Raw genomic sequence first — 14,580 nt, forward strand, 5'->3', positions numbered from 1 at the left:
CACGAGGTCGACGGCCAGTAGTCCTTTAGCCATGCCACGTGCACACACTCCGCGGCACGCCGAGACAGCGTCACCGAGCCTGCGAGCGGCGGATGAACGATCCGTCACCGCGGTGCGAACCAGCGTTGACGCTGGGCAGCCTGCTGTGCTTCTGCCAGGAGAGCACCCCTCTACCGCTGGGCGATGCCTCCTGCCGCCATGCACGGCTCGTACTGCGTCTCGCCCCCGAGGACCAGCACACCGTGGCGGGTGTCCCCCAACACCACGGCCGTCGCACGGATGCGGCGCACACTCGCCGGCGCCCTGCGCGCCTGGGGCCTTGCCCACTGGACGGACGACGTGGTCCTCGTGGCCACGGAACTCGTGACCAACACCCTTGTCCACGCGGCTCCTTGAGGTGAGACGGCCCTGCGTCACGGTCACGGACTACTGCTCATCGAGGTCGCCGACGCCTCCGCGTCGCACCGGTCCGGGTGCGCGTACCGCGCGAATCCGGAGGGCGGGGCCTGATCCTCGTACACGCCCTGTCCCGTCACCGGGGCTGGGCGCCGCATCGTCACGGCAAACAGGTCTGGGCACTCCTGTCCGCCCACGACACCGAACTCGCCTTCCACCACAGGAACACAGCCCTGCACTCCGCCCAGCAGGCCGGTGCGGGGTGATCGGGGTGGTCAGGATGCGCATGGGCCTGAGCGGGAAGTTCCGAAGAAGGATCGGCGGAGGGCGTAACCGATGGTCGCATCGTGCGGTTACCTGACTGAACATACGGAAGAACATATTCCACTTTCTGGCTTCGTCCTCCATCACATCGCTCTCGTAAGGGAATTCATGAACTCCAACCTGACCAAGCGCCTGGCCACCGTTGTGGGCGCTGCCGCCCTCGTCGCGGGCGGCGCGGTCATCACGGCCCCGGCCGCACAGGCCGACGGGGACGCCTGCGCGCAGTACCTCGCCAACGAGCCCAACAACCGCACCACCATCGACGGCAACATTGCTTGCGGGGTCGGCGGGCTCAAGGTCCCAGCGGTGAGCCCCCTCACGTGCGAGACGCTCCTGCAGCACATCTCCCAGGTGCCGTCCTACACGGCCGAGCTCGCGTGCTACGGGGCCACGGACCTGTAACCCCGTCGGCACCCGGGACATGCCCTTGCCCAAGGTGATCCGCCTCGTTCCTCGCAGGTGATCTGCTCCGCTCCTGGCAGGTGATCCGCTGCCGGAACGGGACGGTCCAGCCGACCGGGTCGGTGAAGGCGTGCTCCGCAGTCGTCCGAAGCTCCCACTGGCGACATGGTGTGTGACGATGCCGCAGGCTCTGTCCGGATCTCCGGACAGAGCCTGCGCGCGTGACTGCGCCACCCGGTCGGTGACGGGGCGGATAGGCCCTCCGCCTGATGCTCGATAGGGAAAACGATAATCCGCACTGCGGTTCTCCCCGGGGAGAGCCCCTGGATACGCCGGTTTCCGAAGCGGACGCGAAACGTTCATGCGCGCCAAGGGCGGCAGCTGAGTGCGGTCGGCGACGGCCGCGTAGAGAGCCGACAAGATGTCCGGTTGCTCGCAGCCGGACAGCCCTGACTTCGTCCTACCGATCACCATCTCCAACGTGCTCTTCTAGCCACTGCTCACCCACCGCAAGCAGGCCACGGGAACACCTGACGGACACTCAGTGGACTCCCGGGGCCACCCCCACTGCGAGAGCGGAACAACGATGAACGACACCAGCCCCTCACTCACGGGACTGCCGGTGAACCAGCGCATCGCGAAGGACCTCACCCGCCGATCGGACGGCCCCGTAGATCTCGGCGCGCCGAGATCGGGCCTGCGCACACGCGCTCATCATGCCGACGAGGCCATCGACCGACCAGTGAGGGTTGCACATGACCATGACCGATCCATCACACCAGTGCGGACCGGCACTGGCGCTGCGCAGTGAACAGGGCCACGGCCGGGAGGACAGTCCGTCGTCGTCGGCTTCGCCCGGCTGTCGCGACGCGCGGCTCGTCCTGCGCCTCGACTCAGCGCATCAGCTCGCCATGGACGGCGTCCCCCACCTCGCGGCCGTCTCAGGCCTGCGGCACGCCTTCACCGATGCCCTGCGCACATGGGGAGTGGCCCAGATGGTCGACGACGTAGGCCTGGTCGTCACGGAACTCGTGACCAACGCCCTCATCCACGGGACTGCCTGCGACGGGGCGGTGCTCAGCCACGGCCACGGCCTCCTGCTCGTCGAGGTCGCCGACACCTCTGCCGTCGCGCCCGTCCAGGTACGCGTGCCGAGCGGGTCCGGGGGGCGCGGACTGGCCCTCGTGGGAACCCTGTCCCAGGACTGGGGCTGGACGCTGCATCGTCACGGCAAACGCGTCTGGGCCCTCCTGGCCGTCCACGGCACCGAACACGCCGGGAGCCACATGGATACGGCCCGGCGCCCCGCCCACCAGACCGTGGCCGACGCGCTGCCCGCCGACCGCGGCCTGGCCGCCACCATCGACTGCGTGCTGGACGTGTGGAACCCGCGGCGCCCAGGGTCCTTGCCTCGCGTCGCCGACGCCCAGCGCGTAGCGGCCCTCCTCGGCAGCCACCTTCAGCTCCTGATCATGGACACTAGACGCCGCGCGAACCGGCTCCCCAGGGTGTCGTCGGCCCGTGACGTCGCCGAGCAGACCGTCAACGAGGCCCGGCGCCGCATGAGTTGGTCACCCGGTACGGATCTGCTGGCCACCGTGGGTCATGCCCAGCGCCTGGCTCGTTCCGTCCGCGCTCTGCTGCTCGTCCGGCATACCGTCGACGAGGCCATGGGGTGGCAGTGACCCGTCCCAGTGGCGGCGTCACACCGCGGCCAGCCGCGCCCAGACATGGGAAAACGGCATAAAAGGCGGGAATCCTGTCATTGCGGTCATGCGCGCGGGTGCGCACACTGGGGTGTGTGAGAACCCGGAGTGTGCTCTTCGTGCTCTACGACGGTATGGACTCGCTGGACGTGGCCGGCCCCATGGACGTGTTCACCGGGGCCAATGCTTACGCGGCCCGCAGGTCACCGGGGGCGGCGCCCTATGCGCTGACCACGGCGGCCTGCGGTGGCGCGCCGGTGCGCGCGTCCAGCGGCATGACCGTCGTACCGGACGCGGACCTCAATGCCGTCGGCGCACCGCACACGCTCCTCGTGCCCGGCCTTGAGACCGGTCCCCAGGGCGACTTCGTGCGGCCGGACGTCGTGACCTGGCTCAAGCGACACGCACCACGATCAGAACGGATCGTCTCCGTCTGCACCGGGGCCTTCCAACTGGCGGAAGCCGGGCTGCTGAGCGGTCACCGGGTGACGACGCATTGGAGCGCGGCGGAGAAGCTGACCCGGGCATACCCCCGAGTGGAGGTGGACCCCGACCCCATCTTCATCAGGGACGGCAAGGTGTCCACGTCCGGAGGCGTCACCAGCGGCATCGACCTGGCCCTGGCCCTCGTCGAGGAGGACCTCGGGCGCGACGCGTCCTTGACGGTCGCCCGTCACCTCGTGGTCTTTCTCCGCCGTCCCGGCAATCAGCGGCAGTTCAGCACGCAACTGCGCGCCCAGGTCGCTCACCGGTCACCCCTGCGCGACGTGCAGCAGCGGATCACCGACCACCCTGACGCCGATCTCTCCGTGAAGGCACTCGCCCAGCGGGCCAGTCTCTCGCCCCGACAGTTCAACCGGGCCTTCACCGCTGAAACCGGAATGCCGCCAGGACGCTACGTGGAACAGGCCCGTCTTGAGACCGCACGCCGCCTCCTCGAGGACCACCGCGACAGCATCAATCAGGTCGCCGAGAGCAGTGGGTTCACCCCCGAGGCCCTGCGCCGCGTCTTCCACCGCAACCTGGGCCTCTCCCCCACCGAGTACCGAGACCGCTTCTGACCGGCCCCTCGCAACGACTGCGACGGCGTCTTCGTCGGCGTCAGCGGCTTCCGTCGACCCCTCGCACGGTGGCATGCACCGGCTCGGCCGGCTGCATGAGCAGTCCTGTCATCAAGGCTGGGGCGCCGGGCGCGCAATCCAGCACGAAGCGCTGCGTCAGGGTGGCGACCACGAGTACCGCCTCGACCAGGGCGAACCGCGCCCCGAGGCAGGTACGTCGACCTCCCCCGAAGGGGAACCACGTGTGGTCGGGCACCACGTCCGGGGCGTCAGCGGCCCAGCGCTGCGGGCGGAAGACCGTCGGGGCGGGGAACCAGCGCGGGTCCCGGTGGGTGGACCACTGACTGCACCAGACCAAGGTCCCCGCCCTGATCGCTCTCCCACCCAGCGTCGCTCCCGGCCGTGCGGTCGCGATCAGCGCCCAGGCAGGCGGGTACAGGCGCAGCGCCTCCTTGACGACGCACTGAGTCCACGTCAGCCGGTCGTAGTCGTCGGCGGTCGGGAGACGGCCTCCGAGAACCCTACTCAGCTCCTCAATGAGCTCGGCCCTGCTGCTCGGGGATGTCGACAGGAGATACCAGACCCAGGTCAGTGCGATGGACGTGGTCTCGTGCCCGGCGATCCACAGTGTCATGGCCTCGTCCCGCACCTCCTTGGCCGTCAGGTGCCGCCCCTGGTCGTCCCGGGCCGCGAGCAGCCTGTCCAGCAGGTCCTCGCCCGTGTGCGCGCTGTGCGCGTCGGCACGCCGCGCGCTGATCAGCCGGTGGATCTCGGCGTCGAGGATCGCCCCGGCGCGCAGCAGACGACGACGGCCAGGGGTGCGGGCCCAGGACGGCAGGTGCAGGCCGATGCCCCTGGCTTCGACACTGATCTCCCGCTGGGCCACCGTCATCGCGTCGCCCAGCGCACGGACGTTGGCACCGAGGTCGTTGCCGAACAGCGTACGGAGGATGATGCGCTGGGTCAGTTCGGTCATCTCTCTGTGCACGTCGACGCGTTCACCGTCCTGCCATCGGTCGGTGAGCGCCGTGCTGCACTCGACCATGTTCGCCGCGTACGCACGCACCTGGCGGGGACGGACGACCGGCTGGACCAGGCCGCGCTTGCGCCGCCAGTCCTCTCCCCGGCTCATCAGGACGCTGTCGCCAGCGATTTGCTTGAACGACCAGCTGATGGGGCGGACGTCGTAGCACTGCTCGACACCGCTGATCACCTCCGCGATGAGTTCGGGGTGGGACACGAGCATGCAGCGCTTCGGTCCGAGCGACCACGTCACCCAGTCTCCGAAGTCCTCGCGCAGCCGGACGAAGAAGGCGAGCGGATCCCTGCCGAACGCCCGCAGGTTGCCCAGCAGCGGCAGGCCGCGCGGGCCGGGAACAGGGCGGAAGGGCAGAGCGGCGGAAGTCAACGAAGGTCCCTTCCTACTGGCCAAGGCGCTGGCAGCAGCAGAGCACGGATCCGCCGGCAGACCTTCCGTAACCCTTGGTAATGCCTCGGTTGAGGGGTGCCGTCCCCGTGCGTGGGGCTGAAGTCCGCCTACCGTCGTCCCATGGCACGCACGCGCAATCAGGCGCTCGCCGACTGGATGGCCGAACAGGGAATGACGGAGGAGGAGTTCGCCGAACGGTTCAACGGCCAGGTGGCCGAGCTCACCGGACGCTCCGGCAACGCCACCTGCCGTACGGTCCGGCGGTGGCTCTCCGGCGAGGTGACGTGGCCTCAGGCGAAGCAGCGAGCAGCTCTGGCACGACTGACCGGGCGCACCGCGGAAGCCCTCGGGTTCGCGCCGCGAAGCGCCTCCCCGGCCTCGGCCCCGGGCCTGGACCTCGACTCGGACTCGGGCTCGGGGTCGGGGTCGGGGTCGGGGTCGAACGAGGCATCGCGGCAGGCGCCCGAGCGGCACCTCAAGTCCCTCACGACCGCTACGGGAACCGCGCTGACCACCACGGGAACCGCGGCGCCCCCCACGTCCCGAGGGCCGAACTCACGAGTCGGCGTAAGCGACGTCGAGCGCCTCACCGCGGCACTGGCCGACCTCGTATCCGCCGACGACCGGCACGGCGGCACCACCGAGGTGGAGACACGCGCCTTGTGCCTGGCGCAGGAGGCGCTCGACCTCCAACAGTGCGGCAGCGCGAGCACCCGCGTACGCAACATGCTCTACTCGCTTGCCGCCGCGGCCACTTGCTCGGCCCTGTGGGCCGCCACCGAGGGCCACCGGCTCGACGCCGCTCAGCGGCATCTGCAGCAGTCCGTGGTCCTCGCCGGGCTGTCCACCGATACGGCGGTGCAGTTCCGCGTCTGGGGACACGCGTCGGTGCTGTACCGCAGGCTCGGCCGGCTCACCGACGCACTTGCCGCGGCCGACGCGGGCCGCTCGGTCGGCATCGTCCGCAATGACCCGGTCTACGCCTCGCTCGGACTCGCCCACACCGCCGTCCACCAAGGCCTCTTCGGCGACCGCACCGCTGTCCAGCGCAGCCTCGGCCACGCCCAGGACGCCCTGTGCCGAGCCGACCTCGCCCTGCCGCGGCCACCATGGATGCTGTTCTACGACCAGGCCCAGCTGGAACTCCTCGCGCTCCTCGCGCAGTCGGCCCTGGGCCAGTGGGCGGACGCCGAGGCCCACGCCCGCCGCTCCCTCGCTCTGCTGCGCCCCGGCCTGGTACGGAACCGCCACCGCATACTGGTGTTCCAGGCGCGTGCGCAGCTCTCCCAGGACGCCCTCGAACCGGCACTCCTCTCCATCGGCGCCATCCCGCGCGAAGCCTGGCACGGCCGGACGGACCGACTCATCTCGGCATTCACCACGCACCTGCGGAAAGCCGCTCCCAACGCCCCTGAGACCCGTACGTGGGACGAGTTCCTCCGGAATTCCGCCCCCAGCCATGAGCGCCACACCGAGCCTCGACCCTCATGACCGGACACGATTCCCACTTTCTACGCCCCAGGTGAAATTCCGACTCGTATCGCTCTTCATCTACTGATAGGAATGGATTGCCGCAAGGGGTATGAGCGCGGCACCTCTCAGAAGCGGAGTGAGCGGCAAGTGAAGCAAAGTCACGTCCGCACGCCGGAGTTCGAGCAAGAGAACTTCGAGGACATCGACAACTCGCCGACCCCGATCCCTTACTATCGAGAGCTTTCTCGCCTCCGATACCGGGACCCCGACTTCGCCCTTGCGGACTTGACGGCGGCGGCCCGAAGGATCCGGGACAGATATGGCCGCCAGGAGATCAAGGTCGGTCACTCGTCAACGTCCAGAACTGCTGGTCCCCTTTGCTGCGGACGGTCGATTCCATGGAGCAGGAGGGAATGGTGGTCATGGCAGGCAGGGACACCTTCCGCGTCTGTGTCGAAATCGAAGAATCCCTGGCGTACTCGGCGAGCTATTACCCCGCGTGAGGCGCGCAGAGCACGTGACCGCACAAGAAGGATCCCGATGCGTTTTCCCGGCCGTCTGAACGGCCCCTCACTACGGACCACAAGTCTCATCTCCGGCCTGGGGCTTCCGTGGGCCGCCGGTATCCTCTGCGCGAAGATCAGCATGAACCACGGCTTTCCGCCGCTGCTGTTCGCCACCGTGGAAGTCATCGGAATCGCCTGCGTGAGCACAGCCGTCGCGGCTGTCGCCCGTACTCCGTTCACCGTCACGCGCTCGTACGTGATCTATTGGTGTGTCACGGGCACCACGATGGTGGTGATCGCGTACCTCTTCACGTACATCGCACTGGATCGCATCGGCGCCTCACGCGCATCGGTCCTGCAGTCCCTGACGTTCGTCTTCACCGCGCTCATCGCGATGTCGCTGCACCTTGAGCCCGTCGGCCTCCAGCGCGCCACCGGCATCCTGCTGAGCCTGTGCGGCGTCACCACGCTCGCCCTGTCCGGCGGTGGCGCGGGGAATCAGTCCTCCTCCGGTACGCCGTGGCTGTTCGTGGGGCTGATCGCACCGCTGAGCTATGCGATCTCCAACACCTTCGCGTACAAGGTCAACCCGGCCGGGCTGGATGTCACCGCGAAGGCCCCGGGGCAGCAACATCTTCGCGGCAGGCGCGCTGTCGCTCTTCGCCATCCTCCGGTACGCGGTCGCCCCGGCGGAGCAGGCGACGAGCATCTCGGCGACAGGCTTCGCCGTCGCCGGAGTCGCGGTGGCATTCAACGCCGGGGCCTCCCTGGTGTTCTTCCACCTGGCCTCGTCCCGTGGCGCTCTCAACGCGAGCGCGGCCAGCCATGTGACCACCGCTTCCGGAGTGGTTCTCGGGGCCGTCTTCCTGGACGAGACGATCACCTGGATCCTGTTGGCAGCCCTCGCTGTCACCATGACTGGTGTCTCCCTAGTGGCCCGCCGCGGAACTCGCCCCACGGGTCAGGACGTACGGCGAGGACGGGAGCAATCCAGATGAAGCAGCGGATCAACTTCGTCACGGGAAACACGGCCAAGTTCTCCGCAGCGCGGCAAGCCCTGCGCGGCACCGGAATCGATCTCTCCATGGCCCCGCAGGAGTCAGCCGAGATCCAGGCCGATACGGTCACCGCGGTCGCGGAGGACAAGGCCCGCCAAGCCGCCCTACACAGGCATGCTCCGCTCATCGTGGAAAACAGCGGGCTACGCGTTCCCGCCCTCGGCGGGTTCCCCGGACCGTACGTGAAGTACACCCTCCAGGCGGGGGGCCTGGAGGGTCTCCTGCGCCTGATGGACGAAGTACACGATCGCGCCGCCCACTTCGAGAGCTGCCTCGTCCACCTCGATGAACACGGCATCCTCACCGCCTTCACCGACCGCGGGACACCATGCACCATCGCCGGCTCCATCGCCGAGCCGAGCACACATGACGGGTGGTCCGACCTGTGGCCCATCCTGATCCCGGAAGGATTCCACAGCCCACTGTCGGCACTCACCGCTGAGGAGCAGGACGCGTTGACCGCGAGGTGGGGCAAGCGATCAGTCTTCCGCCGGTTCGCATCCTGGTGGCCCCACACCCCACTGCGGCGGAGCTACGCCTCGCCGGTGGTGCTCCCGCCCGCGACCGCCCCCAGCGGAGCGGCGGAGGCAGAGCACCTCGTACTACTCGATGAGGCACCGCCGTCATGGGATGCGTGTGCAGATCCGGGCTGCACCGGACGGGAGACCGCTCTGGTTCTCCCCTGCTCTTCCGGGACAGACTCATGATCTGGCCGCCGACCACGCGGCCGCTCAGCCGCGCGACTTCCTCGGTGCTGTGTCGGGACCTCCTGAACTGGTTCAACGGCCGATCTGGGAGCGGCAGGCCGCCGCACCGGCGAGCACCGTGTTGTCGATAATGTCGCGGGCCGTCTTCATGCCATGGGGCCCGATGCTCAGTGCCAACGCACTGCCCAACCCGGGCTTGAGAAGGCAGCCTTTCGCAGCCCTTCCCAAGGCCGTCTGCTCGAGCGCCTTGCTGGCAGCCCTCACCGCGGCTCTCATGTCGTGGACTGCGCTGACCGCCGCCGTCTTCGTGTTGATTTCGAGTGCCGCACTGGCTGCCGGGGTGGCGGTGAGCACCGCGGAAGCCGCCAGCACCACTGAAATGATCTTTGCCTTCACTTTGTCCTTCTCGTCATGCCAATGACGGGGCGACCGACCTGCGTGCTGGCCTCGCCCTGATGGGCCTGATCATCGAGCAAGTGCAGGCCTCAGACGATCCGCCGAAGTCCTGGCATGCCCCGCCATTCGGCGGGGGTCCGGATGGACGAATCGGCCCCTTACGGCGTGCGGGTCTGCGAGGGACTCGGACGTTGCGGCAGTGGGCAACGTTTCGATTAGAGTGCTGCTCGCATACCGGCGCGCTGACCAGAGGAAGCCACGGCTTGAGCACGACAGAGCAGGTTGGGACCGGGATGCTCCGGCTGGTCATCGTCGACGACGAGCCGCTGATGCGCTGGGGACTGGAACAGATCCTCAACGCGGCAGGGGACATGACGGTGGTCGCGTCTTGCGGCGGCGGGGACGCCGCCGCTACCGCCACCGCGCACCGGCCCGACGTGGTGCTGCTGGACATCCAGATGCCAGATGTGGACGGGCTGACTGTGCTGCGGCAGCTCAGGGCTCTTGAAGGTCCGCCAGCCGTGGTGATGCTGACCGCTTTCGGCCCGGACCGGTACATCCACTGCGCCCTCAGGGACGGGGCAGCGGGATATCTCCTCAAGGACACCGCACCTGAGCTGCTCGCAGATCAGGTACGGGAGCTGGCCCGCGGGGGGCGCCCACTTGCTCCCGCGGTCACCGCGCGGCTGATCGACGGTTACCTCGCCCATCGTTCCGACCGTATGGGCGCTGTCGACGCCGTGCGGGCGCTTACGGCGCGTGAGCGTGACGTGTTGAGTCTGGTGGGGCAGGGGCTGACCAACCAGCAGATCGCCCGCCGCATGTTCATCTCTCCGTACACGGCCAAGGACCACATCAGCGCGCTGCTCGCCAAGCTCGGATGCACCAGCCGGGTCCAGGCCGCCGTCCTGGCCGAGCGCGCCGGCCTCGTCCCCCCGACGCCCGCACCCGCGCAAGGCCAGCCGCGGGACTCCGGATGAGGCCGTATGAGGCCGCCTCCATCCGCTCCTGGCTGCTGCTTCTGCTTTCCGTCACCGCTGCCTATGCCCACGTCTGGCTCCTTGGGGTCGTCCGCACCCTGCCGTATGCCGAACCTCTTGCGTACGTTCTGCTCGGTGCCCTGTTCTTCCGCCATCGGGCCCCGTACACCGTTTTGCTGGTAACGCTCCCGCTGGGGTGCCTGCAAGGCCTCTCCCTGGGCTCACTGATCGCCCTGCATGCCGTGGCACTGCACTACGAAGGGGGCCGGCGCCTCGGTACCGCAAGCGTGCTGGTCTTCCTCTCAGCCCAGCCGTACTTTCTGTTCTCGCAGTACTGGGGCGAAGGCGTCTCCACTCCCAGCTGGGAACAGCGCTGCACGAGCTTCGTGGGCATGGGAATGATGGTCGGCGTGCCGGTGGCGACGGGCGTCCTGGTGCGCTCCCGTGCCGACATCGCCGCGCGTCTCGCGTACCTGACCCGGGCACGGGAGCGTGAGCAGGCCTTCCTCGTCGATCAGGCACTGTCGGCGGAGCGTGCTCGGCTGGCGCGGGAGATGCACGATGTGGTCGCGCACCAGGTGAGCCTCATCAACGTGCAGGTCGGGGCGCTGCAAGTCACCACCGCCGATCCGCAGGCCCGTGAGCTGGCAGGGTCGGTGCGTCTGTTGTCCGCGAAGGCGCTGGATGAGCTGCGGCAGATGGTGGGGGTCCTGCGTGCCTCGGGCGCCACCGTGGACGCCCTCGGCCCGCAGCCGCTCCTGCGGGACCTGCCCGCGCTCATCGCCGACAGTCAGCTGGACACCGACGACCACCTGTGCGTTCCGCTTGAGGGTCCCTGGCATGAGGCGGTGCAGCGGGCCGCCTACCGTACGGTGCAGGAGGGGCTGACCAATGTCCGCAAGCACGCCCCCGGCGCCCGCGTCGAGATCCGCCTCCACGAGACGGACCACCACCTCCACGTCGTGGTCCGCAGCGGGCCGCCCGATCCGTCCGTGCCCCCACCGGGCCTGGCCTCCGGCGGGTACGGCCTGATCGGCCTGCGCGAACGCGCGCAGCTCCTGAACGGCACCCTGCGCGCCGGCCCGGACGGTGACGGGGGTTTCCTTCTGCACGCAAGCTTCCCGACCCAGAAGTCACCGACCGGTCAGGCTCAGACACTGCCGTAGCACCGTGTCGACCACGGTGGGGAGGTGCCGCCCCAGACGACCGGCTCGGCGCCCGCGGCGTAGAAGGTGCGCCTTCCACCAGCATCACCATCGCCGAGCCCTTCACCACGGTGGGCCTGTCCAACAGCACGGCCCGCGCCGCCTGCCGCTGTCACTCATCCCCGTGCGCCTCACCCCACGCGCGCAGCTGCCGCCAGGCGTCCTGAAGCTTGTTCGCCCAGTCCCTGATCAGACGGCCCTCCTCCCCCACCAGCCCGCCCGCACCTGAACCTTCCATCGCTGGAGCAGGTTGCGCAGCGCCATGTTGATCTCGTCGCCACCCGCTCACTGACGGCCGTCAACCGGGACCGGTGCTTCCGGAACACCCTCTCCCTGGAGGGGAAAGCCCCCGCCAGAGGGAGGGTGCCGGAGACCCCGGAACTAAAGAAGATCGATGAGTCAAGCGCGCGGTTCGCAAGCCGAGCGCGCCGCAAGGGTTGAAGGAGGTCCTTGAACCGGAGGGACTTTCAACCCACCCGCCCCATAGCTACGCCAGGTCAAACGGCGGGTATGCACAGTCAGTTCGTACCGGGGGATGCCGGAGCGGCAGGGGCCGAGGGCCTCACGGATATACGCCGGGATCCTCCAGCGCCCCCTGGTACATTTACACAAGGAAACAATACGTGAATCGCAAGTCGATACGCATCGCGGGCGTCACCGCAGTCACTGCCCTCGCTCTCGGCGTGGGCGGTGGTGTGGCACAGGCCCATGCTGAAGCTCCTGCTCCGCGCGCTGCAGCTGCCGCGCCGCAAGAGCTGTCGGGGATCCAGGCAGCGGCTCGTGCCCTCCTGGCATCCGACATCCAGTACAGCGCTGCCGACCGCGCTGAGCTGCAGGCCATGGCGAATGGGGATGACGCTGTCACCCTCGGCAAGTTCGACGGTCTCGTCAAGCTCCTCAAGAAGGTCCCTGGCTTCGCCAAGGCGGTGGCGGGCAAGTATGACGACTTCAAGAAGTGGTACAACGGCCTGTCTCCCTGGGTCCGGGGTCCGCTGGCCGTTGCCGGTGTCGGCAGTGACCTGTACGGCATCTGGCAGTTCTTCCACTGATTGAGTGTCTAAGAGAGTGCGCCGGACCTTCTTGGTTCGGGGCACTCCCTCTCTGCCCCCCCGGCATAGCAATCTGAAAGGTCACAACTGTGAGTAGCGGCAGTGGGCCCGCGGTCGTTGGCAAGGTCGCGGGAGGAGCTCCCGGCTGGCTGCCTGCCGCGTTCCTCTTCGGCCTGGTTTCCATCGTCTTCCGCTTCAACAGCGTCTGGTCCTGGTGGGCCCTCCTCTGGGCGCCCGTCTTCGCCATAGCTGTGGGGATGATGGTGCATGAATGGCGGCTGACGATCCGGAGCCATTGGCGTATGCCCATGGGCGAGTGGGGCCTATTCGTAGCCGCTCACGCTGGATGTGCGGCAGCCCTTGGAGTCATGCTCGGACTCCTGCACTACTGACTCGTGCCAGAGAGGTCACACGACTCCCTGGCACGCCGCTTGCCTTCGCAGTGTCGCGCCAATTCCTGCCAGAGCCGCGCGGGACCTGTGCCGCTGTCGGGAGCGACGTGTTCGAAGTGCCCCGCGATCAGTCGCAGCACGGTCTCCTCGCGCCATCGAGTCAGCACGAGTCATGGCCCGGACCCCACCCCCGCACACCCCGCGCGCCTGCGACCAGCCGGAACGAGACCAAAACAAGAGCTGACGCACCATCAGCAAAGTCAGCATCAGGTCAGCAAGAGTCCGACCAAAGCCGATCGCACCCACCCACAGACTGGAACCAAGCTCAACACCGCCAGGGTGACGAGCGGACGGCCGGAGGCTGGCGCCCTCGATACCCGACGGCCACATCGCCGATCGCGCCCGCCTGCCGCCCCGAGCCGCCGTCCGCCCGCGTTTCCGCAGGTCAGCGCACCCTCCCCCGAGGCTTCAACGCCACCGGCGGCAGCTCCGGCGCAGGCAGCGGTGCCCCGTCGTAGCCCTTCACCTCGCCGAACCGCGACCCCGTCATCCAGTCCGCCCGGGCCTGTTCGATATCGGACTGCGTACGGCCGATGAAGTTCCACCACAACCACATAGCTGGCCAACAGCCTCATGCCTGGCGTCATGACGTGACGGCGGCACTATCGAAACTGTGCGACACCCCTCACTCCGCGGACTTCCTTCCTTCTCCCCTTGCCGCATCACGAGGTACGTCAGCGTTCTTTCCGTCGCTCTGACGCCACCGCACCAGAGCGGCCAACCGCCTGGAACGGGCCGCGCCGACGCGTAGTTCCTTGCGCAGGGTCTCGGCGGACACGGGTCGCTGATGTGCCTCCCGGTGTCGGGCATCCAGCACTTGCGCCCTTACCAGCAGCGGATCCTCGTCCTCGTCCGTCCGCTCGCCGTCTGCGGGGGCGCTCTTCTCCTTCACGGACGCCGCCGTACCGTCTGTCGGGACACTGGGACGGTGGACCAGCAGCTCCACCGCCAGCAGCAGCGCGACCGGAGGCCATCCGGCGACGAGCACCGGCTGCCACTCCAGAGCCGGGGCGGCCGCGATGTTCGCGGCCAGCGAGACCGCGATCCCCAGCAGGAAGGACGACCACACCGCGCTGCGCGCACGGCGCGTGACGGTCGCAGGGGACCGCAGCAGGCCTACCGTGGACAGAAGCAGCAGGCCGTCAACCGACAGAGGCCACAAGGAGGCACTGACCGCGTCCGCTCCTCCCCGTAGAGCGAAGACCCTCTGATGCACGTACGAGGCGTATGCGGCCACCCCCGCCACGACAAGAGCACACGCCGGCCGGATCCAGGTGTCGATGGACAAGCTCTGCTTGCAGGCGGTCTCCACGCCAGCTTCAGGGGTCTCATTCATCGCAGCCGTCTACTGGTCTCGAGCCCCCAGTTGTACCGCTCGGCGGCCGAACAGCCACCTCGCTTGCATCTGTACCACAGGATCGAGAGCAGGACGCGTG

11 protein-coding genes and 3 pseudogenes are annotated in these 14,580 nt (G+C 68.3%); 10 read left to right on the forward strand and 4 right to left on the reverse strand.

Annotated elements, in window-relative coordinates; translation table 11 throughout:
* The first annotated feature begins 183 nt into the window (after positions 1-183).
* From IG74_RS51915 to IG74_RS0104765, 4 genes are all read left to right on the forward strand, one after another.
* Positions 184-396 (forward strand): hypothetical protein, encoded by a 213-nt coding sequence (locus IG74_RS51915; protein WP_158857450.1) that lies wholly within the window; start codon positions 184-186, stop codon positions 394-396.
* Positions 397-828: 432 nt separating this feature from the next.
* Positions 829-1,122, forward strand: a complete 294-nt coding sequence (locus IG74_RS0104755) for a hypothetical protein (protein ID WP_030670043.1) — start codon at positions 829-831, stop codon at positions 1,120-1,122.
* Between the two features lie 761 nt (positions 1,123-1,883).
* Entirely contained in the window at positions 1,884-2,807 is a 924-nt protein-coding gene (locus IG74_RS50820; protein WP_158857452.1) for a DUF6415 family natural product biosynthesis protein, read from the forward strand.
* 116 nt (positions 2,808-2,923) lie between these two features.
* Positions 2,924-3,889 (forward strand): GlxA family transcriptional regulator, encoded by a 966-nt coding sequence (locus IG74_RS0104765; RefSeq protein ID WP_030670049.1) that lies wholly within the window; start codon positions 2,924-2,926, stop codon positions 3,887-3,889.
* 40 nt (positions 3,890-3,929) lie between these two features.
* On the opposite strand, the gene IG74_RS0104770 is transcribed toward IG74_RS0104765, so the two are convergent.
* Positions 3,930-5,321 carry a cytochrome P450 gene (locus IG74_RS0104770; protein ID WP_030670052.1) on the reverse strand — a complete coding sequence of 464 codons (1,392 nt, stop codon included), beginning with the start codon at positions 5,319-5,321 and terminating at the stop codon, positions 3,930-3,932.
* 117 nt (positions 5,322-5,438) lie between these two features.
* Between IG74_RS0104770 and IG74_RS0104775 the strand changes: the two genes are divergently transcribed.
* The 3 genes and pseudogenes from IG74_RS0104775 to IG74_RS53200 form a co-directional block, all read left to right on the forward strand.
* Entirely contained in the window at positions 5,439-6,809 is a 1,371-nt protein-coding gene (locus tag IG74_RS0104775) for a hypothetical protein (RefSeq protein WP_051854538.1), read from the forward strand.
* 522 nt (positions 6,810-7,331) lie between these two features.
* Positions 7,332-8,810, forward strand: a pseudogene (locus IG74_RS49125) (non-canonical purine NTP pyrophosphatase); the annotation flags it as partial.
* A gap of 148 nt (positions 8,811-8,958) precedes the next feature.
* Positions 8,959-9,072, forward strand: a pseudogene (locus tag IG74_RS53200) (IS5/IS1182 family transposase); the annotation flags it as partial.
* 62 nt (positions 9,073-9,134) lie between these two features.
* Here the strand turns inward: IG74_RS53200 and IG74_RS51920 are convergent.
* Positions 9,135-9,458 (reverse strand): hypothetical protein, encoded by a 324-nt coding sequence (locus IG74_RS51920; protein ID WP_030670065.1) that lies wholly within the window; start codon positions 9,456-9,458, stop codon positions 9,135-9,137.
* A gap of 263 nt (positions 9,459-9,721) precedes the next feature.
* Between IG74_RS51920 and IG74_RS0104805 the strand changes: the two genes are divergently transcribed.
* The 3 genes from IG74_RS0104805 (at position 9,722) to IG74_RS51925 (ending at position 12,692) form a co-directional block, all read left to right on the forward strand.
* Positions 9,722-10,438 carry a response regulator transcription factor gene (locus IG74_RS0104805; RefSeq protein WP_324607485.1) on the forward strand — a complete coding sequence of 239 codons (717 nt, stop codon included), beginning with the start codon at positions 9,722-9,724 and terminating at the stop codon, positions 10,436-10,438.
* Positions 10,435-11,604 (forward strand): sensor histidine kinase, encoded by a 1,170-nt coding sequence (locus tag IG74_RS0104810; RefSeq protein ID WP_051854539.1) that lies wholly within the window; start codon positions 10,435-10,437, stop codon positions 11,602-11,604. Before IG74_RS0104805 ends, IG74_RS0104810 begins: the two co-directional genes overlap by 4 nt.
* Before the next feature lie 662 nt (positions 11,605-12,266).
* Positions 12,267-12,692, forward strand: a complete 426-nt coding sequence (locus tag IG74_RS51925; protein WP_158857456.1) for a hypothetical protein — start codon at positions 12,267-12,269, stop codon at positions 12,690-12,692.
* Between the two features lie 837 nt (positions 12,693-13,529).
* Here IG74_RS51925 and IG74_RS49135 read toward each other — a convergent pair.
* Together IG74_RS49135 and IG74_RS0104835 are read right to left on the reverse strand one after the other, a co-directional pair.
* A pseudogene (locus IG74_RS49135) lies at positions 13,530-13,694 on the reverse strand (pirin family protein); the annotation flags it as partial.
* A 75-nt stretch (positions 13,695-13,769) separates the two neighbouring features.
* Positions 13,770-14,480: a DUF2637 domain-containing protein gene (locus IG74_RS0104835; protein WP_051854540.1), complete on the reverse strand. Its 711-nt coding sequence runs from the start codon at positions 14,478-14,480 to the stop codon at positions 13,770-13,772.
* Positions 14,481-14,580 lie beyond the last annotated feature (100 nt).

It is taken from the genome of Streptomyces sp. NRRL B-1347, assembly GCF_000720325.1.
GTDB lineage: Bacteria > Actinomycetota > Actinomycetes > Streptomycetales > Streptomycetaceae > Streptomyces.

Excerpts from the sequence above, each read along its gene's own strand:
- IG74_RS0104835 (WP_051854540.1), bottom strand. The coding sequence starts at position 14,480 with ATGAATGAGACCCCTGAAGCTGGCGTGGAGACCGCCTGCAAGCAGAGC.
- IG74_RS0104755 (WP_030670043.1), top strand. The coding sequence starts at position 829 with ATGAACTCCAACCTGACCAAGCGCCTGGCCACCGTTGTGGGCGCTGCC.
- IG74_RS0104775 (WP_051854538.1), top strand. The coding sequence starts at position 5,439 with ATGGCACGCACGCGCAATCAGGCGCTCGCCGACTGGATGGCCGAACAG.
- IG74_RS50820 (WP_158857452.1), top strand. The coding sequence starts at position 1,884 with ATGACCGATCCATCACACCAGTGCGGACCGGCACTGGCGCTGCGCAGT.
- IG74_RS0104810 (WP_051854539.1), top strand. The coding sequence starts at position 10,435 with ATGAGGCCGTATGAGGCCGCCTCCATCCGCTCCTGGCTGCTGCTTCTG.
- IG74_RS51915 (WP_158857450.1), top strand. The coding sequence starts at position 184 with ATGCCTCCTGCCGCCATGCACGGCTCGTACTGCGTCTCGCCCCCGAGG.